This is a genomic window from Pseudomonas sp. 10S5, assembly GCF_035019745.1.
Lineage (GTDB): Bacteria > Pseudomonadota > Gammaproteobacteria > Pseudomonadales > Pseudomonadaceae > Aquipseudomonas.
In genome coordinates this window covers 66,201-91,302 of sequence record NZ_JASJVL010000004.1, presented here as the reverse complement: position 1 = coordinate 91,302, position 25,102 = coordinate 66,201, and the positions used below count along the sequence as shown (strand labels likewise).

Sequence of the window (25,102 nt, the reverse complement as noted above, 5' to 3'; positions counted from 1 at the left end):
GACCGTAAGATTGATTATCGGAGGGTCAATCCATTTTCCGCATCCCAGCCACCGCCCAACGCGGCGATTAATTGAACACTAGCAATAAGTCGACTTTGCAGGAGGGTCAGCACGCTTCTTTCATTACTTAACGCCGTGGTTTGCACCGTTACCACGTCCAGGTAGGCGATCAACCCAGCCTTGTACTGGTTATTGGTCAAGCGAAGTGACTCACGCGCCGCGTCTAACGCTTCGGCGCGCACCACCGCTTCGTCTTGATAGACCTTGAGCTTGACCAGATAGTTTTCGACTTCCTGAAAACCGTTCAGCACGGTTTGTCGGTATTGAGCCACGGTCTGATCGTAGACTGCCTCAGTGCGATCGACTTCAGCCGAACGTTGCCCGCCGTCAAACAATGTGGTCGCCAGTTGGGGTCCGACCGACCAGAAGCGGTTCGGCAGACTGATCCAGTTGGCGAAAGTGGAGCTGCTATAACCGCCGTTCATGCTCAAGCTCAAGTCGGGATAGTAAGCAGCTATTGCTACGCCAATATTAGCGTTAGCGGCCATCACTGACCGTTCCGCCGCCGCGATGTCGGGGCGTCGTTCAAGCAACCGGGAAGGCACTTGCAGCGGTATCTCCGGCAGTGCCGGAACTGAGGTGATGGCGGCCAGGCTGAAGTCTGCCGGAGCTTGTCCCATCAATACCGCAATGGCATTCTCGAACTGCGCGCGCTGCCAAATCAGGTCAATCAAGTCTGCTTGGGTACTTTTAAGCTGGGTCTGCGCCTGCGCGACCGCATCCTTCCCAGAAACACCATGACGGTATTGGTTTTGCGTAGTCGTCAATGAACGCTGGTAAGCCTCTACCGTGGCCTCAAGCAAGCGTTTCTGCTCATCGATTACCCGTAACTGCAAATAATTCTGCACCAGTTGCGATTGCAGGCTCAGACGCATAGATGCCAGATCAGCCAGACTGGCCTGAGCACTGGCCTGGTCGGCTTCCCTTATGCGGCGTAATTTTCCCCAGATATCGGCTTCCCAACTGACATTCAACTGAGCGTTATAAGTGTCCCGGATGCCACTGCTCGAACTGCTCAGGCTTGAGCTGCTGCTGCCAATTCCCTGACTAGAGCGGTTTTTAGTAGTGGTCAGACCAAGTGTCGGAAAAAAAGCACCGCGGGCGCTACGGACCAACGCTTGGGCTTGTCGATATTGAGCGTCATATTGCGCGACAGTCTGGTTGGAAGTATTGAGCTTTTCCACCAACCCGTTGAGTTGCTCATCGCCATAAACCTCCCACCATGCACCCCGCTTCAACGCGTCGTTAGGCGTTGCTTGACGCCAGCCCAGCGCCTGCTTGAATTGGACGGGCGTGGTCACAGTCGGTTTTTTATAGTCCGGCCCGACCGCGCAGGCACTAAGCAGCAGCACGCAAAGGCCGGTACCGAGCCAGTGCACGGGCCGCTGAAAAACGGAAGAGATGTGCAGGCGGTCGTTCATAACGGAGTTTCCAATGCGGCATCAGTACGCACGCCACGCCATTTATTGACGCGATGGCGAAGACGGTCGAGATAAAGGTAAACCACCGGGGTGGTGTAGAGGGTCAGTATCTGACTGAAGATCAGGCCACCGATAATGGTCAGGCCCAATGGATGACGCATTTCTGCTCCTTCAGCGCTGCTCAGCAATAAAGGCACTGCCCCGAGAATCGCCGCTAACGTAGTCATCAATATCGGTCGCAGCCGTTGCAAGCAAGCGCTGCGGATCGAGTCCATCGGGCTCATGCCTTGGTCACGCTCCAGTTGCAGCGCCAAATCGATCATCAGAATGGCGTTTTTCTTCACCACGCCGATCAACAAAAACAGGCCCAGCAACGAGATCAGGCTGAATTGGCCGCCCACCATGTAGATGGTAAGCAAGGCACCCACTCCGGCTGACGGCAGGGTCGAAAGAATAGTCAGGGGGTGAATATAGCTTTCATAGAGAATGCCCAGCACCAGATACACCACCGCTAACGCGCCCAGAATCATGAACGGTTGAGTTTTTTGGGCAGCGGCGAAAGCGTCTGCGGTACCCGCCATTTTCGCGATAACGTCGGTCGGCAAGCCAATTTTGGCCACGGCCCGCTCAACGGCTGCCGAGGCTTGGGTAAGGGTGGCACCGTCTGCCAGATCAAAGGATATATCCTCAGAAGCGAACTGCCCGTCGTGCGTCACTCGGGAGTCCGCCAAGCTGCGTTCGTAGTGAGCAATGCTCGACAACGGAACTCGGGCGCCCGAGGCGGTAATCACCTGCACTTGATCTAGCGTTATTGGGTCTTGAGCGAATTTAGGGTTGACCTCCATGACCACTTCGTACTGGTTGAGGCTGTCGTAAATAGTGGAGATTTGCCGCTGGCTGTAAGCGTTATTCAACACCGCCGTCACCATCTTCATATCAATGCCCAAGCGCTTGGCAGTGTCGCGGTCAATCTGCAGCGTTACTTGTTGCGCCCCCCGGCCTTCGCGACCGTCGATCGCGGTAAGTTCTGGCACCGACTTGAGTGCTTCGAGCACCTTCGGATACCACAAGCGCAGGCTAGCCAGGTCACCGCTCTGCAGGAGGTATTGATATTGCGAGGTAGTTTGCTCACGGCCGCCACCAAACTGCAGATCCTGGTCGGCTTGAAGGAATAACCTTCCTCCAGGCACCAGCGGCATATTCTTGCGCAAACGATCGATGACCTTATCAGCGGCCAACTTGCGCTCCGCGATTGGCTTGAGGCGCACGATAATCGTGGCGTTGCTGGTGCCTCCGTTGCCACCGACAAACCCCGCTACGCTGTCGACAGCTGGATCAGCGAGCACGGCGCGCCGGAAAATTTCCATTTTCGGCTGCATCACCGCGAACGACAGGCCGTCATCGCCTCGTATGAAACCGATCAATTGACCCGTGTCCTGTTGAGGCATGAAGGTTTTGGGCACCACGACGTAGAGCGCGAAGTTGACACCGATAGTGACAAACAAGCTCAACAGCGTCAGCCGGGGATGCCGTAATACCCAGCCAAGGGAGCGATCGTAACCCACGATCATCCGGTCATTTAGCCCACGACTCCAGCGCTGCAAGGCGTTTTCTGTTGCCGGGTTGTGCGGCTTTAGCCAGCGTGCGCACAGCATCGGCGTCAGGGTTAAAGACACCAACAGCGAAACGATGATTGACGCCGCCAAGGTGATGGAAAATTCGCGGAACAGGCTGGCAATGATTCCACCCATGAACAGGATGGAAAGGAAAACCGCCACCAACGACACGTTCATCGACAGCAATGTAAAACCGACCTCTTTGGCGCCGAGGTACGCTGCCTCCATCGGCCGTATGCCTCGGTCGATGTGCCGGGAGATGTTTTCCAACACCACAATAGCGTCATCCACCACCAGCCCTGTGGCGAGAATCAGCGCCATCAGCGACAGGTTGTTTAGCGAGAAACCATACAAATACATGATGGCGAAGGTACCCACCAAGGACACCGGTACCGCCAAGGTTGGAATGAGTGAAGCGCGGAAGTTTCCGAGAAAAAAGAACACCACTAGAATCACTAATACTACCGCGATCAATAGCGTGGTTTCGGCTTCATGCAGCGTTGCCTTGATCACGGGCGAGCGATCCATGGCCAAGTCCAGTTTGACGCTGGCCGGAAGCACCGCTTGCAAAGCCGGAAGCTGCGCCTTTATTCGCGCTACAGTCTCGATGATGTTGGCGCCCGCCTGGCGATTGATGACCAGCAAAACCGCTTGTTTGTCATTGAAAAACCCACTGTTGTAACGGTCCTCCACTGCGTCGGTGACTTTAGCGACATGGCTCAGACGCAACGCCGCACCGTTCTGGTAGCGGATGATAAGCGGTGCGTAATCTTTGGCTTTCTCTAGTTGATCATTGGCCTGAATCTGCCAATTGTGGTCGGCGTCTTCTATTGATCCTTTGGGTTTACGGACATTGGCAGCGGCGATGGTGGTGCGTACATCGTCCAGCGACACGCCATATTGACTGAGTAACTGTGGCTCTAACTCAATGCGAACCGCTGGCAAAGAACTGCCACCAATTTGCACCTCACCGACGCCGGTCACTTGCGACAGGCTCTGCGAGAGGATGGTCGACGCCAAATCGTACAGTTCGCCCTTTTCCAGCACATCCGACGTCAACGACAAGACCATAACCGGCGCTTGGGAAGGATTGATCTTTTTATAGGTCGGCATACTGCGCATACCGCTGGGCAGCAGGTTGCGCGCTGCGTTGATAGCGGCTTGAACTTCCCGCGCCGCGCCATTGATGTCGCGGTCCAAGTCAAACTGCAAAATCACCCGTGTGGAGCCTAGACTTGAACGACTGCTCATGGTGGCGATGCCGGGGATAGTACCCAGCGAACGTTCTAACGGCGTGGCCACGGTCGAGGCCATGACTTCTGGGCTGGCACCCGGCAAGTTGGCCGAGACGACGATTACCGGGAAGTCCATGTTCGGCAATGACGACACAGGCAGTAGATTAAACGCAACGCTGCCCAGCAGGATGATCGCCAAGCTCAGTAGCATGGTCGCCACCGGTCGACGAATGAACGGCCCCGACAGGTTCATACCTTGGCTTGTTCCAAGTCGGCCGCGGTGTCCGGTTTATGGTTCCAGCGCCGACCTAACCGGTCGAAGTATAGATAAATAACTGGCGTCGTAAACAGCGTCAATACTTGACTCACCATCAACCCGCCGACCATCACCAGACCCAACGGCTGACGCAGCTCTGCGCCAGAGCCGCTCGCCAGCATCAATGGCACCGCACCGAACAACGCCGCCAATGTCGTCATCAAAATGGGCCGAAAACGCAACAGCGCCGCTTCGTATATCGCGGTTTCCGGAGCAATGCCACGATTACGTTCAGCGTCGAGCGCAAAGTCAATCATCATGATGGCGTTTTTCTTTACGATGCCAATCAATAGAATAATCCCGATGATCGCGATCATCCCTAAATCATTGCCGCTGATCAACAAGGCCAACAACGCACCGACCGCCGCAGACGGCAAGGTTGAAAGAATGGTAATCGGGTGGATATAACTTTCGTATAGCACGCCCAGTACGATGTACATGGTCACCACCGCCGCCAATATCAGCAGCAACGTACTCGACAGTGAGGCCTCAAACGCCTGTGCTGCGCCTTGGAATTCGGTTTGCACACCTATCGGCATGCCAATGTCCTTCTGGACCTGGTTGATCACTTCAACCGCTTTGCCCAGCGCTACCCCCGGCGCCAAATTGAAAGACATCATGACGGCCGGAAACTGACCAATGTGGGCGATAGCCAGCTGCCCCTGCCGCTGCTCAATCCGCGCCAGACTCGATAGTTTGATCTGAGTACCCGCCGCGGTTTTGACATGAACCTGCTCCAGCGCCAGAGGACCAAGGTCAACCCCTACTGCCGCCTGCAGTACCACACGGTACTGGCTGGCCTGAGTGTAGATGGTAGAAATCTGTCGCTGACCGAACGCGTCGTACAGCGCATCGGTGATGTTGGCTACGCTGACACCGACTCGACTGGCTGCATCGCGATCGATAACCAGATATACCTGCAACCCTTTATCCTGCAAGTCACTGGCGACATCCTTTAATTCCGGACGTTGAATCAAGGCATCCACCAGCTTGCCGCTCCACAGCGATAACAGGGCCGCGTCAGGTGACGACATGCTGAATTGATATTGTGTGCGACTGACCCGGTCTTCAACCGTCAAGTCTTGCACCGGCTGAAGGAACAGTCGGATATCAGATATTTTTTCAAGCTCGGGTTGTAAACGCCGAATGATTTGCGTCGCGCTCACGCTGCGTTCGCTATGCGGCTTTAAATTGATCAGCATGCGCCCGCTGTTTAAGGTGGCGTTGTCGCCGTCGACACCGATGTAAGACGAGAGGCTCTCCACCGCCGGATCTTGCAAAACGATGGTCGCCAGCGACTGTTGACGCTCACTCATGGCAGCAAACGATACCGACTGCGGCGCTTCAGAAATACCCTGAATGACCCCGGTGTCCTGCACTGGAAAGAAGCCCTTGGGCACGATCATGTACAGAAACACTGTTAGCCCTAATGTGGCGACGGCCACCAGTAATGTCAGTGGTTGATGTTTTAGTACCCAGCGCAACTTGCGTCCATACGCAGCTATCAGCCAATCGATCCAGACACCGCTGGCCCGGTAGAAACGCCCCTGATCCTCTAATTTTGGTTCACGCTTGAGCAATCGCGCGCACATCATTGGTGTCAGCGTCAGCGAAACGAACAGCGAAATCAGAATCGCGACGGCCAAGGTGATCGCAAACTCACGGAACAATCGCCCAACCACATCAGCCATGAACAGCAATGGAATTAACACTGCTATTAGCGAAATGGTCAGCGACACCAGAGTAAAACCAATTTGCCGCGCACCTTTGAGCGCCGCTTGAAACGGTGTATCGCCCTCTTCAATATGCCGCGAGATGTTCTCCAACATAACAATGGCATCATCCACCACAAAACCAGTGGCGATGGTCATCGCCATCAATGTCAGGTTGTTGACCGAGAAACCTGCTAGGTACATCACACCAAAGGTCCCAACCAGCGAGAGTGGGACTGCAATCGACGGGATAATCGTGGCGCTGAGTCTGCGCAGGAAAAGGAAGGTTACCAGTACCACAAGGATGATTGAGATCAGCAATTCATGCTGCACATCGTTTACCGAGGCGCGAATCGTCTGGGTGCGGTCGGTAAGTACGGTAACGTCTAATCCGGCAGGCAAATTATCGGTGATGCTCGGCAGCAGCGCCTTAATCCGATCAACCACCTGAATCACGTTCGCACCGGGCTGGCGTTGAATATTCAGCAGCACCGCCTGGTTTTCGTTGGCCCACGCAGCCAGCCGATCATTTTCCGCACCGTCGACGATTTCGGCTACATCCTTGAGACGCAAGGGTGCGCCGTTTTTGTAGGCCAGAATCAGGTCAGCGTATTCCTGAGCTGACTTCAACTGGTCGTTGGCATCAAGTGTAGAAACCCGAGTCGGGCCGTCGAAGCTTCCTTTAGGCTGGTTGACGTTAGACGCAGTGATCAGCGTGCGCACATCGGCCAAGTTCAATCCATTAGCGGCCAACGCGTCGGGATTGACCTTGATTCGTACTGCCTGACGTTGGCCGCCAGCGATGCTGACCAGACCCACGCCACTGATCTGCGAGATTTTTTGCGCCATGCGTGTATCAACAAGATCGTTAAGCTTGGGCAGGGGCATTGTTTTCGAAGTAATGGCCAACGTTAGCACTGGCGTATCGGCCGGGTTTACCTTGTTGTAAACAGGAGGAGCGGGCAAATCAGTTGGCAGTAAGTTGGTGGCGCCGTTGATGGCTGCCTGCACTTCCTGCTCGGCGACGTCCATGTTCAGGTCCAGGCTAAACCGTAGAGTTATAACCGAAGCTCCCCCCGAACTGGTGGAGGCCATCTGCGTGAGGCCGGGCATTTGTCCGAACTGCCGCTCCAACGGTGCAGTGACGGCACTGGTCATGACTTCAGGGCTCGCGCCGGGATATAGCGTCAAGACCCGAATCGTCGGGTAATCCACTTGTGGCAATGCTGAGACCGGCATCAGGGTATAAGCAATCAAACCGGCTAACACAATAGCCAACATGCTCAGGGTGGTTGTTACCGGACGCAGGATGAACAACCGTGAGATGTTCATACGCTGCCTTTGCCCGCCTTGGCAGCCTCGCCAGCCTTGGTAGACTCACTGGAGTCCTGGGGCGGTTTGCCCCGTAGATTCTGGTCTGTAGTGGCGGGCACGTCTTTGCTATCGTTCACCACTTCAACGTCACTACCATCACGCAAGCGGTCAGTGCCCTCCAGCACTACACGCTCGCCTGCGACCAAACCGCTGGTGATAACTGTGGAAGACTCATCGCTGGCGCCAGCTACAAGCTGACGAACCTTGACCTTTTTGTCGCCGTCCATCACGTAGACGAAGGTGCCATTCGTGCCAAATTGAACGGCTGCTGAAGGCACCAGGACCGCATGTTTAAGCGTGTCGGCATGCAAACGCACATTAACGAATTGATTCGGGAACAGCGCCTCGTCCTGGTTTTCAAAGCGCGCCTTGAATTTCAGCGTGCCAGTGGCGACGTCGATCTGGTTGTCCAGGCTGGCCAATACACCGCTGGCTTGCAGCTTCACGTCGCCCCGATCCCACGCCTCTACAGGCAATTTGTCACCACTGTGATAGCGGCTGATTACCGCTGAAAGGTCTTTCTCCGGCAGGGTAAAAACCACCGTGATCGGTTTGGTCTGGGTAATAATCAGCAACGCCGTGGTGTCGTTGGCAGCAACAAGGTTGCCGACGTCTAATTGCTTCAAGCCCACCCGGCCGTTGATTGGCGCTCGGATTCTGGTGAATTCAAGATTGAGTTTAGCGTCGCCTACAGCGGCCTGATTCGTCTTTATCGTGCCCACATATTGATTGACAAGAGATGCAGCAGTATCCAGCGTCTGCTTGGCAATGCTGTCTTCGGCGTACAGGTCTCGATAGCGCTCAAGATCAACCTGCGCATTTTTTAACAACGCCTGGTTGGTCAGTAACGTGCCTTGAGCCTGCTCCAAAAGGATTTGATAACTGCGGGGGTCTATTTCAGCCAACAAGTCTCCGGCCTTGACCATCTGTCCTTCTTGAAAGTTGATCTTGACCAATGCTCCTGCCACGCGACTACGCACGTTGACGGTGTTCATTGCCGTCACGGTGCCCAATGCTTTATAGAGGATAGGGAAATCGCCATAAGTTGCCGCTGCCACCCGGACAGGAACCGGTCCGGTTGCTCCACCAAAACCCGGCCTCGGCGCCCCGCTCTTAGTCCCACCGCCTCCGCCTTTTTGGCGGGTTGCAGTAGAAGTACCTTTATCATCGCCACCTCGCTGCAATCCGTTAGACGGCCAGAATTTCCAGCACAGGCCGATGATGACCAATAGGACTAACAGGCTAATCAGCCAACGACGGGAACTGCGGGGGCCAGACGATTGCATGAATAATCAACCATTGTGCGCGGCGGCTTCATTGAGAGGCAGAACAATAAGCATTGTGGGATGAGAAGCAAAGGGCCTTTACCGGCTATTTACTTAGCACTTACTTTCTATAAGGCCCTGAAGCATAAATAAAAAACGGCCCGAACTAGTCCAGGCCGTTAATGTTACAACTTGTTACTTCAGTACAGCTAAGGCGGCATCGTAATTCGGCTCTTGGCCAATTTCCGGGACCAGCTCGCTGTGCAGCACTTTGTCATTTTCGTCGAGTACGACCACTGCCCGTGCCGTCAGACCGGACAAGGGACCTTCGGCGATCGCCACACCGTAGTTCTCGATGAATTCACGACCGCGCATAGTCGAAAGATTTTGCACATTTTCGAGACCCTCAGCGCCACAGAAACGGGCTTGAGCGAACGGCAGGTCGGCAGAAATACACAGGACAACAGCGTTAGTCAGCTCATTGGCTTGCGCGTTGAATTTGCGTACGGAAGTGGCGCAGGTCGGAGTGTCGATGCTTGGAAAAATATTCAGTATTTTGCGCTTGCCGGCGAAGGTAGCCAAGGTCACGTCAGCCAGGTTACCCGCAACCAGCGAGAACGCAGGAGCTGCGTTTCCGACGGCTGGTAGTTCGCCTCTGACCTGGATAGGGTTGCCTCTATGAGTCACTTGAGCCATGAACTGAGTCCTTTTGAACGGTTTTGGAAGAGCCAGAAGTTAAACACGAAAGTGCTTAGCGACCTATTGGGATGAATGCTTTTTGTTTGACAGATTATGCTGAGCACAAAGCTCCACCAGCCAGTCAATGAACACGCGCACCCGCCGTGACATTTGCTGATGCGGCGGGTACAAGGCCATCAGCGCCATGGTGGGAGGCCGATATGCGCCAAGCACCTCCAGCAATGCCCCACTGCGCAGTTGCTCAACAATGTGATAGTGCGGCGTCTGCATTAAACCGTATCCGGCTTCGCAGGCAGCAAGGTAGCCGTCCGCACTGTTGATTGAAAGTGCCCGGGGCAGGCTTACTTCATGGACCTCACTCCCCAGTTGAAATTCCAGTCCGTAGCGTTTGCCGGAATTGGCAGAAAAGTACTCGATGACTTGATGCCCCTGAAGATCTTCCAAGCTTTTTGGCATGCCCACGCGCGCTAAATACTCCCGACTGGCGCAAGTGATTTGCGGAATATGGGCCAACAATCGAGCAACCAATGAGTCGTCAAGGGATGGTCCGATACGCACCACACAATCCACCCCTTCCCTAATTAGCTTGACCGGACGGTCACTCATTCCGATTTCCAGCTCAAGTTGAGGGTAGCGGGCAGTAAATTTGGGCAGTGCGGGCAAAATAATCAAGCGGCCGAAGCCTACCGGGATATCAATACGTAGCGTGCCTTTAGGCTCGACCTGATTGGACGCAAATATCGCTTCGGTGTCCTCAAGATCTGTGAGCAAACTCGTGCAGCGCTGGTAATAAGCCTCTCCGTCCAGGGTCGGTTTGACTTGGCGTGTCGTGCGTTGGAGCAATTGAACGCCCAAATGCGCTTCCAGCTGCTTGACCAAAATCGTTGCCGACGCGCGGGGTATATGCAAGCTGTCGGCCGCCTTGGCAAAACCGCCTAGCTCGACGATACGGGTAAAAACGCGCATCGCGTTAAATCGGTCCATTCGTACAGCCTACTGATTGATTGATGATTCATTATTTAGTTTTTCTAAACAGTGAAAGCATTTTTAGCCGGTTTATCCCTGCTCTGTCGAGGGTAACAATAGGGCTATCTTTTAACGAGCAGGAGTGATCAATGCAAACTCGTCAACTCGGAACAAACGGTCCTCACGTTTCTGCCATCGGCCTCGGCTGCATGGGCATGACCGATTTTTACACCACCGGCACCGATTCTAAAGAAGCCCTGGCGACACTACACAGGGCCCTGGAGTTAGGAATTAATCTGCTGGACACGGCGGACATGTATGGTCCGTTCACCAATGAAGAGCTGATCGGTAAAGCGATACGTGGCAAACGCGACCAAGTGTTCATCGCCAGCAAGTTCGGTTTTGTTCGAGACTTAGGGGACCCTACTGCCAGGGGCGTGAACGGTAGCCCTGAATACATCCGTAGCGCTATCGATGGGACGCTAAAGCGCTTGGGCATCGAAACACTGGATTTGTACTACCAACATCGAATCGACCCACAAATCTCGGTTGAAGAATCCGTTGGTGCCATGGCCGATTTGGTCAAAGCCGGCAAGGTGCGTTTCCTAGGGTTGAGTGAAGCCAGCGCCAGTACCCTGGAGCGCGCGCACAAGTTGCATCCAATCAGCGCGTTACAGACTGAGTATTCGTTGTGGAGCCGCGACCCTGAAGAAAACGGCAGCCTCGAAGCCTGCCGCCGTCTGGGTATTGCCTTTGTACCCTACAGCCCGTTAGGACGTGGTTTTCTGACAGGCACATTGAAAAGTCCGAACGACTTCGCAGCCGATGACTACCGTCGTTCCAGCCCTCGCTTTTTAGGCGAAAACTTCGGCAAAAATCTGCTATTAGTCGAGAAGGTTCAGAAGTTGGCGTCAGACAAGGGCGTGACAGCGGGACAACTGGCGTTGGCGTGGGTGCTGGCGCAGGGCAATGATGTAATCCCGATTCCGGGCACCAAGCAACGACGATACCTGGAAGAAAATGTCGCGGCGCTGGACATCAAACTAAGTTCAGGGGAGCTGCAAGCGCTCAAGGATTTGTTTCCGGTCGAGGCCATTGCCGGCAAACGGTACACAGATACGTCCTTGAAGCTGGTGAATCAGTGATATTGCGTGCATCGCTTCGCGAATGAATTTGGCGCTTCCGGGTCGTGGTTGATCTGAAATTTATGCTGCTAGTCCCCACTATTTCGTTGGCAAGCCAACTCCCCATTGACAAAGATCCTTTGGGAGCAGGCTTGCCAGCGAATGCAACCACTCGGTGCAACGCCGCCTAGAAATCACGCTTGTAGAAGATATCCAGCGAACTGGCAATGCCACTGGCGGCTTCAAGGTATACCTTCTTACTTAATGTATAACGTAGCGCAATAGTGTTGGCCGGATCGAATACGCCAACCCCATAACGCAGGCTTATTTTGTCAGTGATTTTGCCGCTGGCGACCACGCTGGTAGTGGTACCACTGCCGGCAGTGTCCAGTTCAAAATTCTTGATGCCCAAATTTTTAGCCAATGCGCCGGTTGTGGAAGAACTTCCCGCCAACCCCAATGCCAGCGCTGCCTGGGCCATCATATTGCTGTCTGCACCAGTGGTGGTAAGCGGGTGACCCAGAACCAGGTAAGAAAGAGCCTGTTCTTGAGTCATGGCCGGTTCTGAGAAAACCACGGTAGTCGGCTGTTCTGCACTCCCCGTCAAGCGAATGCCCGCAATCACGTCATCGATCTGACGGACCGCTTCGATGTCCAGATAAGGCTGATCGATAGGCCCAGCGAACAACAGCCGGGCCTTACGAATAATCAAGCGCTGCCCATAAGCCCGATAACGGCCATCGTTGAGATTGAGTTCACCACGGGTGTCGAGGTTGTCGCCTATGTGGACATGCCCTGCCAGATTGGCGGTTAGCCCGAATCCGGTAAAGCTGAGCATTTCCTCGCCGACTGTTACGTCGATATCCATAGCCATCGCCAAAGATGGCTGCTTCGGCTGAGTGGAATCAATCGCTTGTTGGCCTATGATGACCACATCACCCGAAAGTTTGACCGTCGATGGTGGTAATTCCCGGACAGTGATCGAGCCTTTGGGAATCAGCACTTTGCCGGAGATCGCTAGCTTGTCCCCCTTCATTGAAATATGCAGGTCCGGCGCCACGTCAAGTTCGGCATACGGCTCTACCGTTACTGGCAAGTGCGTGCCCTTGAGATTGACGTCCACCGCCAGCGCCTCGCCCCATGCGACCTGTCCGTTCAAGCTGCCCCGCCCAGTGTTGCCGCTGCTCCAACTGCCGTTCAAGCGCACACTTTCTCCTGAGATCAACGCTTGGATTTTTAAGTCCTGCACAGTAAGCGGCAACTCCGGGCCTGAGGCTTGGCCGTCGCTAAGGGTGATCTCGCCGCTCACCTGGGGCGCCAATAGACTACCCGATACATGCCCGCTTCCGTTAAGACGACCGGTTAGCTTTTCGACCATTGGCACGAACGGGCGGGCGATAGAAATATCAAGCCCACGGAGGTCGAAGTTGCCCGTTATGGGTCTGCTTTTCGCCAGCGGATCAATCTGTGCCGTCATCGATAACGTACCCAATTTGCCGCCACGAAAGTCCAACCGTGAGTCGATGCGCTTGGGAGTTAAAGTGCTTGAGAGCTTGAGACTTTCATAGGGAAAATCCAGCCATTGGTCTTTTTCCAGGAGACGTAGCCTACCGCCGTTGGCGTCCACCGAGATTTTTCCGTTAGGACCGGACGCAGGCAAATCAATTTGCACGTCGGCGTTCAACGAGCCTTCCCAGGCAAAATCCTTGGGAAACCATTGGGCTAGGCTGTCGAGAGGAAACTGCTTGAGGTGATAACGAAGCCGTGGCTCCGGCATCAACCGCTGATCTTCACCGCACAGGCTCGCAGCACCTGATATCCAGCAATGTGCACCGAAATTGATTTTGCCGTCCGCCAGACGTTCAAGCTTGGCGGGTTGCTGCAAGCGCCAGTCCTGGCCACCGGTCTGAACCTCGCCACTGGCCAAGCGGCCGCGCCAGTTACCTTTATCCAGGCTACCATCGCTAACCAAGGCCAATTTCAGCAACGGACCTTTCAGGCTGACCTGCATATTTTGACGCTTGATATCGCCCTGGCCAGTGACGATCAAGGTCCCCAGCTGGGTTTCGCCAAACCGAATTCCGGCGACATTCGAATCTAGAAACCCGCGCTGTGTGCTGTCCAGTTTCGCGTCAAGGGTCAATGTTTTTAAGTGGTTATTGCCCATCACCAACTGCCCACCCGTCAACGATATCTGGCCTTGGGGTGATTGCAAGCTGCCAGCCAGATTCACACTCCCCTTGAGTTGCCCCTGCAATTGCGGCCAAAGTTGGGACAGATGCGGCAGATTAATGTTTAGGTGACCGAGCAACTTCTGTTGCACGCTGCCGTTACCCTGAACTCGATTATCACCGAGGCGGATATCCAACGCGCTGACGGTCCACTTATCTCCTGCGCCGTCTGCTTTGGCTTGAAGAACAGCCGGCTGGCCTCTTAGCTTACCTTTCAAATCCAGGTCGGCAGTTAGGGTCAGTTTTTGGTTTCTGAACTCGCCTTCACTGCGCAGAGGTCCGGCCAGGTTGCCTGGAAGCTCTGCCAACCAATACGCCGGGTTGATTGCGCTTAAGTCCAACGCAGTGTCCCAGCCAATACCGTCTGCGAATTGCAGAGTCAAATGACCGCTGGCCTTACCCTGACCTGCACTCAATTCAAGCTGCGGCAAAAACACCTGTTTGAGATCACCACTGAACGGACTGCTCAAGGTGAAGGCCCCCGCTGGACCGTCGAGCGTCGAGTTGAAATTCCCCAAGTACCTGCCATCACTGTAAGACACTTCACCTGCAAAGGTACGCACCGACACTTGAGGTTCAGCAACGGCTGGGTAAAGACGGTGCCAGGGGAAACTCAGCCATTCGATTTTCGCATCGGCGCTTAAACCTTGCTGCCAGGCGAGCCTGCCACTGAGCCTCATTGATTGATCGGAGCCGGCCGTCAGGTCGATAGCCGCAATATCAGCACCCTGAGCGTCGACGCGCCCTTTAACCATCAGCGCGACCGGGCTTTTTTCCGCAGGCAGGCTGGCATTGCCAGTGACTTGATAACCGTCTTTCAGATTACCTCCGGCAATTAGCACAAGCTGGTTGAGTTGCAGCGTGTCGGGCAGATCGGCAGCCGCCTTGAAATTTTCAGCAGTAATCTTCACCTGTGCGGGCAGGTTTTCTACCAACGGTTGCAGTCGCCCGGCCAATTCACCTTGGAGATAGCCTGCACTGTCGGCGTTAAAGTGGAGAGTCTTCAGTAAATCGCCCTGAATGTTCAAGGCCAGGGTCCACGGCACATTGCCAGGAGCCGGCAATTTCAATTGACCTAGGGCGGTCAATGGCCAGTCGCCGTTCGGTTGCAACACACCAGAAAGATCCAGAACAAGATCGTCTCGTTGCAAATGCGCAGTACCGATCTGCACGCCCAGGGATGTCCATTGCGCCGTCAATTGCAGGTCTTTCAATTGCTCGCTGCCGTTGAGCGACAGGCTATCAATTCGCACATCGCCCAACCGAATCGCCAACGGTAGTTTTATGGTAGGTAGCGTTATTGGACCACTGTTCTGTTCAGGCACAGGCGGAAACTGCAAACTGATTCGATGAGCCCACACTTGATCGAGACAGAGGGTCATGGTCATTAGGCACGACGGCGACCAAACAAATACCGCAGAGTCGACTTCAACCTGGTTATCACCCTGAACCCAGCGCAGCCGATCAGCCCGCCATTCTCCAGCCAGGCGCCCATTGAAGTTGTCGACCTGCAATCCGGGAACCTGCCCAAGCGCCCAACGACTGCCAGCATCGGTAGCGAGAATCGCATACAGCCCGAGAACCAGAATGGCTAATACAGTAAAAAAACCGGTCAGGCTGATAACGGCAATCTTCGTTGCCCGTTTCACAGCTCGGGCCCCATGGAAAAGTGCAAACGAATCCCGCCGTTATCATCCAGAGCGTGGGCGAGATCAAGGCGCAAAGGCCCTACCGGGGACACCCACCGAATGCCAACGCCAATACCCGTTTTCAAGCTGGGAAGTTGCAAAGAGTTGATCGCATTACCCTGATCGATAAACGTCGCAATTCGCCACTTTTCAGCAATGGAATACTGGTACTCAACGCTGCCTGCCACCATGTACCGGCCCCCTACCCGATCGCCGTTGGAGTTGGTAGGCGAAAGGGTCTGATAATCGTAACCCCGCACGCTTTGATCGCCACCGGCGAAGAACCTTAGGGACGGCGGAATCGACTTATAACCGTTGGTGACATTACCGCCCAATTGAATACGGCCTAAAAAGCGATGATTTTGAAACACAGTGGTAAGGCCCTTAAGTAAAACGTTGCCATGAAACAGGTTGGTATCGGACCCGAGCCCTTCTTTAGCAACTTGAGCATCTAATTGCAGACGATAGCCATTGTGAGGATCAATCCGGTTATCGCTGCGCAAAAATGAATAACTAACACCGGGCATGAGTAACGTGCTTAGGCCCGCGTCGTCGCCCAGACGGTAATCCTCGCGCTGCCACTTCAATGAAAGCACCCGCTCCCAACCGCTGGGCAATTTACTGTGCCATTCCGGCCCGATTGTGAGCAGCTTACTGAGGCTGTCGCTGCCAGCGATCTCCTCATACTGATACCCGCCAGCAAAACGAAGCTTGTCCGTCAGTGGCGGGTCTAGGGGGATGTCGTACCACAGACCGACGTTTTGCTTGGGCGCAGACAGTTCCATGTCGGCACCGTAGCTGTCACCTTGGGAGTTAACCCAATGCCTTGTCCAATTAGCCTTGCCACGCACACCGACATCGGTGGAGTAACCAATACCCAAGCCCACCGTGCGGGGTTTGCGTGTCTCCAACTGGACCGAAACCGGAATCACTTGGGCCACCGCGGCCGTGGGTGCGGCGTCGACGCGCACGCCTTCAAAGTATCCGCTGGACTGCAGGTTTTGGTTAAGTTCGGCGATTAGTTCTGAGTCATAAGGGCTGTCGGCTTTAAAGGGCACCATCCGTTGCATCAAATCGTCGTCGAACGGTGCATCGCCGGTGAAGCTAACCTTACCCAAGTCATAGCGTGGCCCGCTGTCGAAAACCAATTCGATATCAGCAATCCCTGCTTTTGGGTCGATGGCCAAACGCTGTTGGGTGAAATGCCCACTGAAAAACCCATAACGCGAGGCCTGATTTTGAATCAGTCGCTTGGCGTCTTCATAATGGCCGTGGTTGAGCACTGCGCCGGGTTTCAGAACGTCGCTTGATGGGATGCGAAACTCTTTAAGCGTTGACGCCGGGCCGTCTACGCGTACCGTAACCGTGCGCAAACGCACAGGCTCACCGGACTCAATGTTGATAACAAGCCGCAGGTCTTTGTCTTTCCCGGGTTCTACTTCACTGTCGATGTGAGCTTGGTAATAACCCAAGGCTTGTGCGGCTTTCAGTGCCTGCTCCTCGGCACCTACGCTAAAACGCCTTAGCGCTTCTATATCGCGCTCGCCGAGGCTGCCCACATACCCTTCGACGTTGGCTTTGAGTTCGGCATTGGAGGGCTTGATCCTGACATCCAATTGCGTTTGGGCGAGCGCCGCAAAACTGCTGAGCTGGACAGTACATAACAGAAATAAGCCGCGAGTAAATCTTCCGTGAAACTTCATAGGTGCGAATGCTATCACGAGCTGCGAAAGCCACTAGAACGCGCCGGACCAAACAAGTTTCAAGCTGTTACGCCGGCGCATTGAGCAAAGTATGTGGGCTAGGGTGAAAAAAAACATGCTCGCGGATCGGTCCTACTGCAATCTCTCCGATTTCCTCATAACCCTGTCGCTTATAGAACTCTAAATAACGAGGATTTCCGGTGTCGAGGACGACCCCTTCAGACGTTTCATCCACAGCGCACCACTGGTGCAGTGCCTCAAGCAACTGCTCGCCGAAATGCCGGCCTTGAAATTGTGGGTGAATACCGAGCAACGGTAGTACGTGGACTGCTTCGGAAGGCAAACACGCTAAAACAGCCTGGTGATACGCCAAATAACGCTGAGTGCAACGAAAACCGGTACTAAGCACCATACGCAGGCGCCATGCCCAGCTCTCGGTGATGCCCAAACGTCGTTGCGGAGGTGCAATTAGGGCAATGCCGATCAGCCGATCCTCGACAAACAATCCGAGCGCGGGCAACTCTTGGAAGAAATGCTGTTTAACCAATTCCCGAACGGTAGCCCTAACTCGGTGCTCATAGCCTGGGCGCTCTGATTCAAACAGATAGCCAAAGCTTGGTTCGTGCCGATAGGCGTGATAAAGCAGTGAACGCGCTTCGCGTGAATAACCGCTGTCTAGCGAACGTACCTCGGCCACAGCCGTTAAGGTGTCAGGCATTTAATAAACCTCGTAGATACAGCGCAATTGGAACGGCAGCGTTCTATACACAGATTTGGGGTAAACCACTGGATAGCCGTTCATACAATATTTTCATTCCATTATCGGACCCTAGCAGTCGATCCGATAAACCGCCACGCTGGCCGAGACCCGATAGGTCGGCTAGCATCGTTTTTTTGTTTTGTCAGGATTGCCCGCCCATGAAAATCGTTTCATTCAATATTAACGGCCTGCGCGCGAGGCCTCATCAGTTGGCGGCACTGATTGAAAAACATCAGCCAGATGTCATCGGTTTGCAGGAAACCAAAGTATCTGATGAGCAATTCCCTCACGCCGAGATTGAGGCGTTGGGCTATCACGTGCACTTCCATGGACAGAAAGGTCACTACGGTGTCGCTTTGCTCTCGCGTCAAGCGCCGTTGACCCTGCACAAGGGTTTCCATTCCGATGATGATGAGGCTCAGAAACGTTTTATCTGGGGTACGTTCGCCGACGCCAAAGGTGAACCTGTGACCATTATGAACGGCTACTTTCCGCAAGGCGAAAGTCGTGACCACCCGACTAAATTTCCGGCCAAAGCCCGCTTTTACAATGATTTACAGCTGCTGTTGGAAACTCAGTTTCAAAATCATCAGCCGGTGGTAGTGATGGGTGATATTAATATTTCCCCGGAAGACAGCGACATCGGTATCGGTCCAGACAACGTCAAGCGCTGGTTGAAAACCGGCAAGTGCAGCTTCTTGCCCGAAGAGCGTGAATGGTTGATGCGCTTGAAAAACTGGGGACTAGTGGACAGCTTTCGGCACTTGAACCCGGACGTAACTGACCGTTTCAGTTGGTTCGACTACCGCAGTCGTGGGTTTGAAGACCAGCCTAAACGCGGATTGCGTATTGACTTGATCATGACTTCTCAAGGTTTGCGGTCAAGAATTAAGAATGCCGGAGTTGATTATGACCTTCGAGCTATGGAGAAACCGTCAGACCACGCTCCCATCTGGCTGGAATTGAATTAAACAGGCAACGAAATATGACAATGCAGCCGTATTGTCATATTTTAGCAATCATTCAGACTTAATCTGCCGACACTTTCTGTTTAAATAAGGTGCCGCACATGCAGTGCGCTCTGTTCGCCAGTCAATCTCGCAAACGCGCTACGAAAATACTCCTCGGTCTGCTGAGCGTTGCCCTGCCCGGTCCGGTCTTTGCTGCACTGCCTTTGCCTGCTGATGGTCTAGCCGCTTTGCGTATTCAAGGCTCAAACACCATTGGCGCCAAGTTGGGTCCGGCATTGGTTGAGGGTCTTTATCAGGCGCAAGGTATTCATGATGTACATATCGAACCCGGGACGCATGAAAATGAACAGCGGGTGACGGGGCTAACAGTCGACGGCCATCGGGTGTTGATTGAGGTTGCGGCCCACGGTTCCAGCACCGGCTTTAGCGCGCTGAAGACTGGATCCGCAGACTTGGCGGCTTCTTCTCGTTCTATTAAACAAAGTGAGCTAAGTGATTTGGCACTGCTGGGCGATCTGAAAAGCTCAAATGCTGAACAAGTTATCGCCATCGACGGCGTAGCCGTCATTTTGCATCCAGCTAATCCCCTGCATCAGTTGAACACTGAACAATTGGCGCGCATTTTTTCGGGCGAGGTTCACAGTTGGGAAGAATTGGGGGGAACGGGCGGTGCAATCCACCTGTACGCTCGCGATGATCAGTCCGGCACTTTCGATACGTTCAACGAATTGGTATTGGTCAAGAACGGTAAAATTCTTGCGCGTAACGCGAAGCGTTTCGAGTCCAGCGAGCAATTATCCGATGAGGTCAGCCAAGACCGGGGCGGTATCGGTTTTATTGGGCTGCCTTACGTACGAAAGTCACAGGCAGTTGCGATTGTCGACGGCGGTTCTAAACCGATGCTGCCAACGATCAGTCTGATAGCGACCGAAGACTACCCGCTGTCGAGGCGGCTTTACTTCTACTTGCCGCCTTTAAGCGACCAGCCCTGGGCTAAAGCGCTGGTGCAGTTCGCGCAAAGCACGAAAGGTCAGGCGATCGTCGCCAACAGCGGATTTGTTTCTCAGACTGTGCAGGCCGTTAAGGTACAGGTCTCCGCCGAAATGCCCGCTGATTACCAAGCCATCGTTAAAAAAGCGCAACGATTGTCAGTAAATTTTCGTTTCGCTCAAGGCAGCGCACTCCTGGACAACAAAGCGCAGCGCGATCTGAGGCGGGTTCTGGCTTACTTGAAGGCCCACGACAAGCTAAGCGGCGAGGTTACGCTTGTGGGTTTTGGCGACCCAAAGAGTGACCCTACTCGTGCAGCATTATTGTCCAAGCTCCGCGCCATGGCCGTACGTAGAGAACTGGTCAAGAGTGGTGTGAATTTTCGCGACATCCGTGGTTTCGGAGATGAAATGCCCGTAGCGGCTAACAATGTCGACGAAGGTCGGATCAAGAATCGCAGGGTGGAGGTGTGGGTGTACTGACGCGCTAGGGTAAGGTTTTGTAGGCGCGAATTGTGATTGTCGAAGAAGGCTACGCGGTGTGCCTGGACCACCGCGTTATTTCTTCGCACCCACAGGTTCTCCACATTGGTCCTACACCGGACGTAAACGGGTTATTTATCCCTGACGTTCACCACGCAACATGTCTTTGGGTACGTATTTACCAATCTCAAACTTACCGATGGCGGCGCGGTGTACTTCGTCAGGACCGTCAGCCAAGCGTAGTGTGCGCTGCATGGCGTACATGTAGGCCAGCGGGAAATCGTTGGAAACCCCGGCGCCCCCATGGATCTGGATTGCACGATCAATAACTCGCAGCGCTACGTTTGGCGCGACCACTTTGATCTGGGCAATTTCACTTTTTGCCACTTTATTGCCCACGGTGTCCATCATGTATGCGGCCTTCAGCGTCAGCAGCCTCGCCATGTCGATTTCCATTCGCGAGTCGGCGATGAGGTCGATGTTGCCACCCAGCCGCGCCAACGGTTTACCAAATGCCGTACGGTTGATTGCTCGTTTGCACATCAATTCCAACGCCCGCTCTGCCATACCAATGGAGCGCATGCAGTGGTGAATTCGGCCAGGCCCGAGGCGACCTTGAGCGATTTCAAAACCGCGACCTTCACCCAGCAATACGTTCTCGTAGGGCACCCGGACGTTTTCGAACAGCACTTCGGCGTGGCCATGGGGCGCGTCGTCATATCCGAATACCGGTAACGAACGGACGATGGTCACGCCCGGCGTGTCGGTGGGAACTAGAATCATCGAATGTTGCTGGTGACGTGGGCCATCAGGATTGCTCAAACCCATGAACACCATGATTTTGCAGCGCGGGTCACAAGCACCCGAGGTCCACCATTTACGGCCGTTAATTATCCACTCGTCACCGACCCGCTCCGCACGAGCGGACATGTTAGTCGCGTCGGAGGACGCTACATCTGGCTCGGTCATAGCGAACGCAGAACGAATTTCGCCGCGCAACAGCGGCTCTAGCCATTGCACCTTTTGTGCTTCGTTGGCGTAGCGCACCAGCACCTCCATGTTGCCGGTGTCGGGTGCCGAGCAGTTGAATGGTTCTGGCCCGAGCAACGAACGACCCATGATTTCAGCAAGTGGCGCGTATTCCAGATTGGTCAGGCCGGCCCCCCGCTCCGATTCAGGCAAGAACAAATTCCACAACCCCTCAGCTTTGGCCTTGAGCTTGAGTTCTTCCATGATCGCAGTGGGCAGCCAGCGATCACCCTCAGAAACCTGACGTTCAAACACGGGTTCAGCCGGATAAACATAGGCGTCCATGAACGCAGTAACACGCTCACGCAGCTCCTGAACCTTAGGGGAATAAGCGAAATCCATGGGCAACTACCTTCTGAAATGAGGTGAGTGAAAACATGAATTCGATGCTAGATCAGCAAGGAGCATTTATCTAACCTATTCTCAGCGTGTATAAACATTCATAACCGATATATGATCGAGCTACGCAAGTCACAACAAAAACAACATGAGAGCACAATGGAATGAATCTGAGCAAAGTCGACCTAAACCTCTTTATTGTGTTTGATGCTATCTATACCGAAGCAAATCTGACTCGCGCAGGGCAAATAGTCGGCATCACTCAGCCTGCGGTGTCTAACGCCCTGGCTCGTTTGCGCGAGACCTTCAACGACCCGTTGTTCGTGCGCACGGCTCAGGGCATGGTCCCTACGCCAATGGCGCAGAACATTATCGGGCCGGTACGCAATGCGTTATCACTGCTACGAGTGTCGGTGCAAGAAAGCCGTATTTTCAACCCGCTACAGGCCAACAAGACCTATCGCATCAGCATGACCGACTTGACTGAAGCGGTGATCTTGCCAGCACTGTTTCAACGCCTGCGTCGGCTGGCCCCTGCGGTGATCATCGAAAGCTTCTTGTCCAAGCGCCGGGAAACCACTAAAGAACTCGCTGCTGGACGGTTGGATTTCGCCGTAGACGCACCGCTCAATACCGATCCCCAGGTGCGTCATGTCAAGCTAATGGGTGACAAATATGTGTGCGCCATGCGCAAAGGCCATCCGCTGGCAACCAAAGAAAAGTTTGTACTCGACGACTACCTGTCCCTCACGCACATCCATATTTCCAGCCGCCGCAGTGGCTTGGGCCATGTCGACCTGGCATTGGGCAAAATGGGTATTCAACGCAAGATCGCGTTGCGTTCGCAGCACTATCTGATGGCGTCGCAAGTGCTACAACAGACTGACATGGTGATGACGGTCCCGGAGCGCTTCGCTCGACGACATGAACTTCATTATTTCAACTTGCCAGTCAACGACGTGCCACAGGTGGAAACTCACCTTTATTGGCACGAAAGCACCGATCAGGATCCGGCCAACCGCTGGATGCGTGAACAAATGATCGAACTGTGCCAGCAAGTGACGGCGCACGATAAAAAACTCGATAAAGCTTTAGATACTTCTGCTAACTGATTAATTAATAATAATTTTTATCTGCAAGTTAATGTCGTTTCTAACCCAATAAGTGCGCGCGTTTTAGCGATTACTACTGAGTAAGGCAGATGACTGCGCAGCTCAGTGCTTGACGTATACGTCAAGCACACTTTAGGTTAACCCCACGTTAACCCCGAGCGCGTCCATGAGCAGCCAGACTTACAGCATTTCCGACCTCGCCCGCGAGCTCGACATCACCACCCGCGCAATTCGATTCTACGAAGAACAAGGTCTGCTCGCCCCCGAGCGGCGTGGCCTTGAGCGGATTTACTCGACCCGCGACAAAGTCAGTTTGAAACTCATCCTGCGCGGAAAACGCATTGGCTTTTCTCTAGCCGAATGCCGCGAATTGATCCAGTTGTACGATCCTCGCGGGGACAATCAAAAGCAACTGCACACCATGCTAGGCAAGATCGGTGAACGCCGTACTCAGTTGGAACAGCAGTTGCTCGACATTCAGCAAATGCAGCTTGAACTGGATACCGCCGAAGAGCGCTGCTTGTCTGCGCTGGAGCGTTCCATTAAAAATCATAATGTTACTGAGTAAATCTCAAATACTTATAAGGTGATGCCATGCCCCTGCCTCAACGTGTACGCCTTGTAGAGGTCGGCCCTCGTGACGGTTTGCAGAATGAAGCTCAGCCAGTCAGCGTGGCCGCGAAAGTACGTTTGGTCGATGACCTCAGCGCCGCAGGTTTGAGTTACATCGAAGTAGGCAGTTTTGTCTCGCCCAAATGGGTGCCGCAGATGGCGGGCTCCGCGGACGTTTTTGCTCAAATCCAGCGCAAGGATGGCGTCGCCTACGCGGCACTCGCGCCGAATCTGAGAGGATTCGAAGACGCTTTGGCTGCAGGCGCGACTGAGATAGCGATATTCGCCGCCGCGTCCGAGTCTTTCTCACAACGCAATATCAATTGCTCAATCAGCGAAAGCCTGGAGCGATTTGCTTCGGTCATGGAAGCCGCACGCCTGCATGGCATGCCGGTACGTGGTTACGTTTCGTGCGTACTGGGTTGTCCATACGAAGGCAAAATAACCCCGGAACAAGTGGCGTCTGTTGCCAATGAGCTGTTCGCCATGGGCTGCTATGAGATTTCCTTGGGCGACACCATTGGCACCGGCACGCCAAGCGCAACACGCACACTGTTCGATACCGTGGCCGGGAAAATTCCCAGGGGAAAACTGGCGGGGCATTTCCACGATACCTATGGACAGGCGCTGGCCAATATCTACGCCAGCCTGCTTGAAGGCATTCAAGTGTTCGACAGCTCTGTCGCCGGGCTGGGTGGTTGTCCTTACGCCAAGGGCGCTAGCGGCAATGTCGCCACCGAGGATGTGCTGTACATGCTCAACGGCTTGGACATCGACACCGGAGTGGATCTCGACCTATTGATCGATGCCGGCCAACGGATATGCGACGTGTTAGGGCGTCCTAGCGGCTCAAGAGTGGCAAAGGCACGACTGGCAATCTGAGTGTTACCCCAACGATGAGCGGTTACCGGAAACGGGTAACACGGAAACATATTCTATTCACACCTCAAGAGCCGAATAAACGGTATTCATTTAAGCCATTGATTTTTAAGTATTTACAAAATTGGCACGGCTCCTGCTATGTCTCTTGTACAACAAAAATAAGAAAACGAAGCAGTACCCAATAAAAACAATACGTATCGGCTCTGACATAACAAAAACAACACGGACAGAGACGCAGCTAACAGATCTTTTTGGAGTGGATGGCTTTTCAGGGATTTCGGTCCCGCAACCGGACAGAGAATAATAAAACTACTTCAGGTAGCTCCAGCACTGGTTGGATCGATATTGATAAAAGCAGTATCAGCGCTCAAAAAAATACGTTTGCTCTTGATCCTGAATGGGGATCGATTAAAAAAGCAGTGAAAGGGACTGGTCGCCAAAAACAAAAACAGGCCGCCCTCGAATAATAAAAAGAGCATACAAAAAACCTTGAAGGGGAGCCTGGGCTCCCCTTC

The 25,102-nt window shown here is 53.9% G+C and carries 17 protein-coding genes; 7 read left to right on the top strand and 10 right to left on the bottom strand.

Annotation, left to right across the window (positions count from 1 at the left end; all coding sequences use genetic code 11):
* Positions 1–14: 14 nt before the first annotated feature.
* From QN378_RS05270 to QN378_RS05245, 6 genes are all read right to left on the bottom strand, one after another.
* Positions 15–1,481 carry an efflux transporter outer membrane subunit gene (locus QN378_RS05270; protein ID WP_322203021.1) on the bottom strand — a complete coding sequence of 489 codons (1,467 nt, stop codon included), beginning with the start codon at positions 1,479–1,481 and terminating at the stop codon, positions 15–17.
* Positions 1,478–4,585, bottom strand: coding sequence for an efflux RND transporter permease subunit (locus QN378_RS05265; RefSeq protein ID WP_322203019.1), 3,108 nt, complete (start codon positions 4,583–4,585; stop codon positions 1,478–1,480). The genes QN378_RS05270 and QN378_RS05265 overlap by 4 nt, the downstream gene beginning before the upstream one ends.
* The gene (locus tag QN378_RS05260) at positions 4,582–7,692 is read right to left on the bottom strand and encodes an MdtB/MuxB family multidrug efflux RND transporter permease subunit (protein WP_322203017.1); all 3,111 of its coding nucleotides are present in this window, start codon (positions 7,690–7,692) and stop codon (positions 4,582–4,584) included. Before QN378_RS05260 ends, QN378_RS05265 begins: the two co-directional genes overlap by 4 nt.
* Positions 7,689–9,020, bottom strand: coding sequence for an MdtA/MuxA family multidrug efflux RND transporter periplasmic adaptor subunit (locus QN378_RS05255; protein ID WP_322203015.1), 1,332 nt, complete (start codon positions 9,018–9,020; stop codon positions 7,689–7,691). The genes QN378_RS05260 and QN378_RS05255 overlap by 4 nt, the downstream gene beginning before the upstream one ends.
* 174 nt (positions 9,021–9,194) lie before the next feature.
* Complete coding sequence (tpx, locus tag QN378_RS05250; protein WP_323546388.1) at positions 9,195–9,695, bottom strand: thiol peroxidase; 501 nt, start codon at positions 9,693–9,695, stop codon at positions 9,195–9,197.
* A gap of 63 nt (positions 9,696–9,758) precedes the next feature.
* Positions 9,759–10,682, bottom strand: coding sequence for a LysR family transcriptional regulator (locus tag QN378_RS05245; protein ID WP_322203012.1), 924 nt, complete (start codon positions 10,680–10,682; stop codon positions 9,759–9,761).
* Positions 10,683–10,813: 131 nt separating this feature from the next.
* Between QN378_RS05245 and QN378_RS05240 the strand changes: the two genes are divergently transcribed.
* Positions 10,814–11,809 (top strand): aldo/keto reductase, encoded by a 996-nt coding sequence (locus tag QN378_RS05240; RefSeq protein ID WP_322203011.1) that lies wholly within the window; start codon positions 10,814–10,816, stop codon positions 11,807–11,809.
* Between the two features lie 166 nt (positions 11,810–11,975).
* Here QN378_RS05240 and QN378_RS05235 read toward each other — a convergent pair whose 3' ends face one another.
* The 3 genes from QN378_RS05235 to QN378_RS05225 all read right to left on the bottom strand — a co-directional run bounded on the left by QN378_RS05235 (position 11,976) and on the right by QN378_RS05225 (position 18,128).
* On the bottom strand, positions 11,976–15,668 hold the full coding sequence (locus QN378_RS05235; RefSeq protein ID WP_323546392.1) for a translocation/assembly module TamB domain-containing protein: 3,693 nt from the start codon (positions 15,666–15,668) through the stop codon (positions 11,976–11,978).
* The gene (locus tag QN378_RS05230) at positions 15,665–17,410 is read right to left on the bottom strand and encodes an autotransporter assembly complex family protein (protein WP_322203009.1); all 1,746 of its coding nucleotides are present in this window, start codon (positions 17,408–17,410) and stop codon (positions 15,665–15,667) included. Before QN378_RS05230 ends, QN378_RS05235 begins: the two co-directional genes overlap by 4 nt.
* Before the next feature lie 67 nt (positions 17,411–17,477).
* Positions 17,478–18,128, bottom strand: coding sequence for a GNAT family N-acetyltransferase (locus QN378_RS05225; RefSeq protein ID WP_322203008.1), 651 nt, complete (start codon positions 18,126–18,128; stop codon positions 17,478–17,480).
* Between the two features lie 200 nt (positions 18,129–18,328).
* On the opposite strand from QN378_RS05225, the gene xthA reads away from it, so the two are divergent.
* Positions 18,329–19,141 (top strand): exodeoxyribonuclease III, encoded by an 813-nt coding sequence (xthA, locus tag QN378_RS05220; protein WP_322203007.1) that lies wholly within the window; start codon positions 18,329–18,331, stop codon positions 19,139–19,141.
* A 98-nt stretch (positions 19,142–19,239) separates the two neighbouring features.
* The gene (locus tag QN378_RS05215; RefSeq protein WP_322203006.1) at positions 19,240–20,613 is read left to right on the top strand and encodes a phosphate ABC transporter substrate-binding/OmpA family protein; all 1,374 of its coding nucleotides are present in this window, start codon (positions 19,240–19,242) and stop codon (positions 20,611–20,613) included.
* 135 nt (positions 20,614–20,748) lie between these two features.
* Here QN378_RS05215 and QN378_RS05210 read toward each other — a convergent pair whose 3' ends face one another.
* On the bottom strand, positions 20,749–21,984 hold the full coding sequence (locus QN378_RS05210) for an acyl-CoA dehydrogenase (protein ID WP_323546396.1): 1,236 nt from the start codon (positions 21,982–21,984) through the stop codon (positions 20,749–20,751).
* A gap of 161 nt (positions 21,985–22,145) precedes the next feature.
* Here QN378_RS05210 and QN378_RS05205 point away from each other — a divergent pair, with 161 nt between their 5' ends.
* The 4 genes from QN378_RS05205 (at position 22,146) to QN378_RS05190 (ending at position 25,054) form a co-directional block, all read left to right on the top strand.
* Entirely contained in the window at positions 22,146–23,093 is a 948-nt protein-coding gene (locus QN378_RS05205; RefSeq protein WP_322203004.1) for a LysR family transcriptional regulator, read from the top strand.
* A gap of 166 nt (positions 23,094–23,259) precedes the next feature.
* Positions 23,260–23,661 carry a MerR family DNA-binding transcriptional regulator gene (locus tag QN378_RS05200; RefSeq protein ID WP_322203003.1) on the top strand — a complete coding sequence of 134 codons (402 nt, stop codon included), beginning with the start codon at positions 23,260–23,262 and terminating at the stop codon, positions 23,659–23,661.
* 26 nt (positions 23,662–23,687) lie between these two features.
* Entirely contained in the window at positions 23,688–24,587 is a 900-nt protein-coding gene (locus QN378_RS05195) for a hydroxymethylglutaryl-CoA lyase (protein ID WP_322203002.1), read from the top strand.
* 260 nt (positions 24,588–24,847) lie between these two features.
* Complete coding sequence (locus QN378_RS05190; RefSeq protein WP_323546400.1) at positions 24,848–25,054, top strand: hypothetical protein; 207 nt, start codon at positions 24,848–24,850, stop codon at positions 25,052–25,054.
* Positions 25,055–25,102: the final 48 nt, after the last annotated feature.

Coding starts and splice junctions, on each gene's coding strand:
- QN378_RS05230 (WP_322203009.1), bottom strand. CDS start 17,410: ATGAAGTTTCACGGAAGATTTACTCGCGGCTTATTTCTGTTATGTACT.
- QN378_RS05260 (WP_322203017.1), bottom strand. CDS start 7,692: ATGAACATCTCACGGTTGTTCATCCTGCGTCCGGTAACAACCACCCTG.
- QN378_RS05265 (WP_322203019.1), bottom strand. CDS start 4,585: ATGAACCTGTCGGGGCCGTTCATTCGTCGACCGGTGGCGACCATGCTA.
- QN378_RS05210 (WP_323546396.1), bottom strand. CDS start 21,984: ATGGATTTCGCTTATTCCCCTAAGGTTCAGGAGCTGCGTGAGCGTGTT.
- QN378_RS05225 (WP_322203008.1), bottom strand. CDS start 18,128: ATGCCTGACACCTTAACGGCTGTGGCCGAGGTACGTTCGCTAGACAGC.
- QN378_RS05270 (WP_322203021.1), bottom strand. CDS start 1,481: ATGAACGACCGCCTGCACATCTCTTCCGTTTTTCAGCGGCCCGTGCAC.
- tpx (WP_323546388.1), bottom strand. CDS start 9,695: ATGGCTCAAGTGACTCATAGAGGCAACCCTATCCAGGTCAGAGGCGAA.
- QN378_RS05215 (WP_322203006.1), top strand. CDS start 19,240: ATGCAGTGCGCTCTGTTCGCCAGTCAATCTCGCAAACGCGCTACGAAA.
- QN378_RS05255 (WP_322203015.1), bottom strand. CDS start 9,020: ATGCAATCGTCTGGCCCCCGCAGTTCCCGTCGTTGGCTGATTAGCCTG.
- QN378_RS05205 (WP_322203004.1), top strand. CDS start 22,146: ATGAATCTGAGCAAAGTCGACCTAAACCTCTTTATTGTGTTTGATGCT.
- QN378_RS05190 (WP_323546400.1), top strand. CDS start 24,848: ATGGCTTTTCAGGGATTTCGGTCCCGCAACCGGACAGAGAATAATAAA.
- QN378_RS05245 (WP_322203012.1), bottom strand. CDS start 10,682: ATGGACCGATTTAACGCGATGCGCGTTTTTACCCGTATCGTCGAGCTA.
- QN378_RS05200 (WP_322203003.1), top strand. CDS start 23,260: ATGAGCAGCCAGACTTACAGCATTTCCGACCTCGCCCGCGAGCTCGAC.
- xthA (WP_322203007.1), top strand. CDS start 18,329: ATGAAAATCGTTTCATTCAATATTAACGGCCTGCGCGCGAGGCCTCAT.
- QN378_RS05195 (WP_322203002.1), top strand. CDS start 23,688: ATGCCCCTGCCTCAACGTGTACGCCTTGTAGAGGTCGGCCCTCGTGAC.
- QN378_RS05240 (WP_322203011.1), top strand. CDS start 10,814: ATGCAAACTCGTCAACTCGGAACAAACGGTCCTCACGTTTCTGCCATC.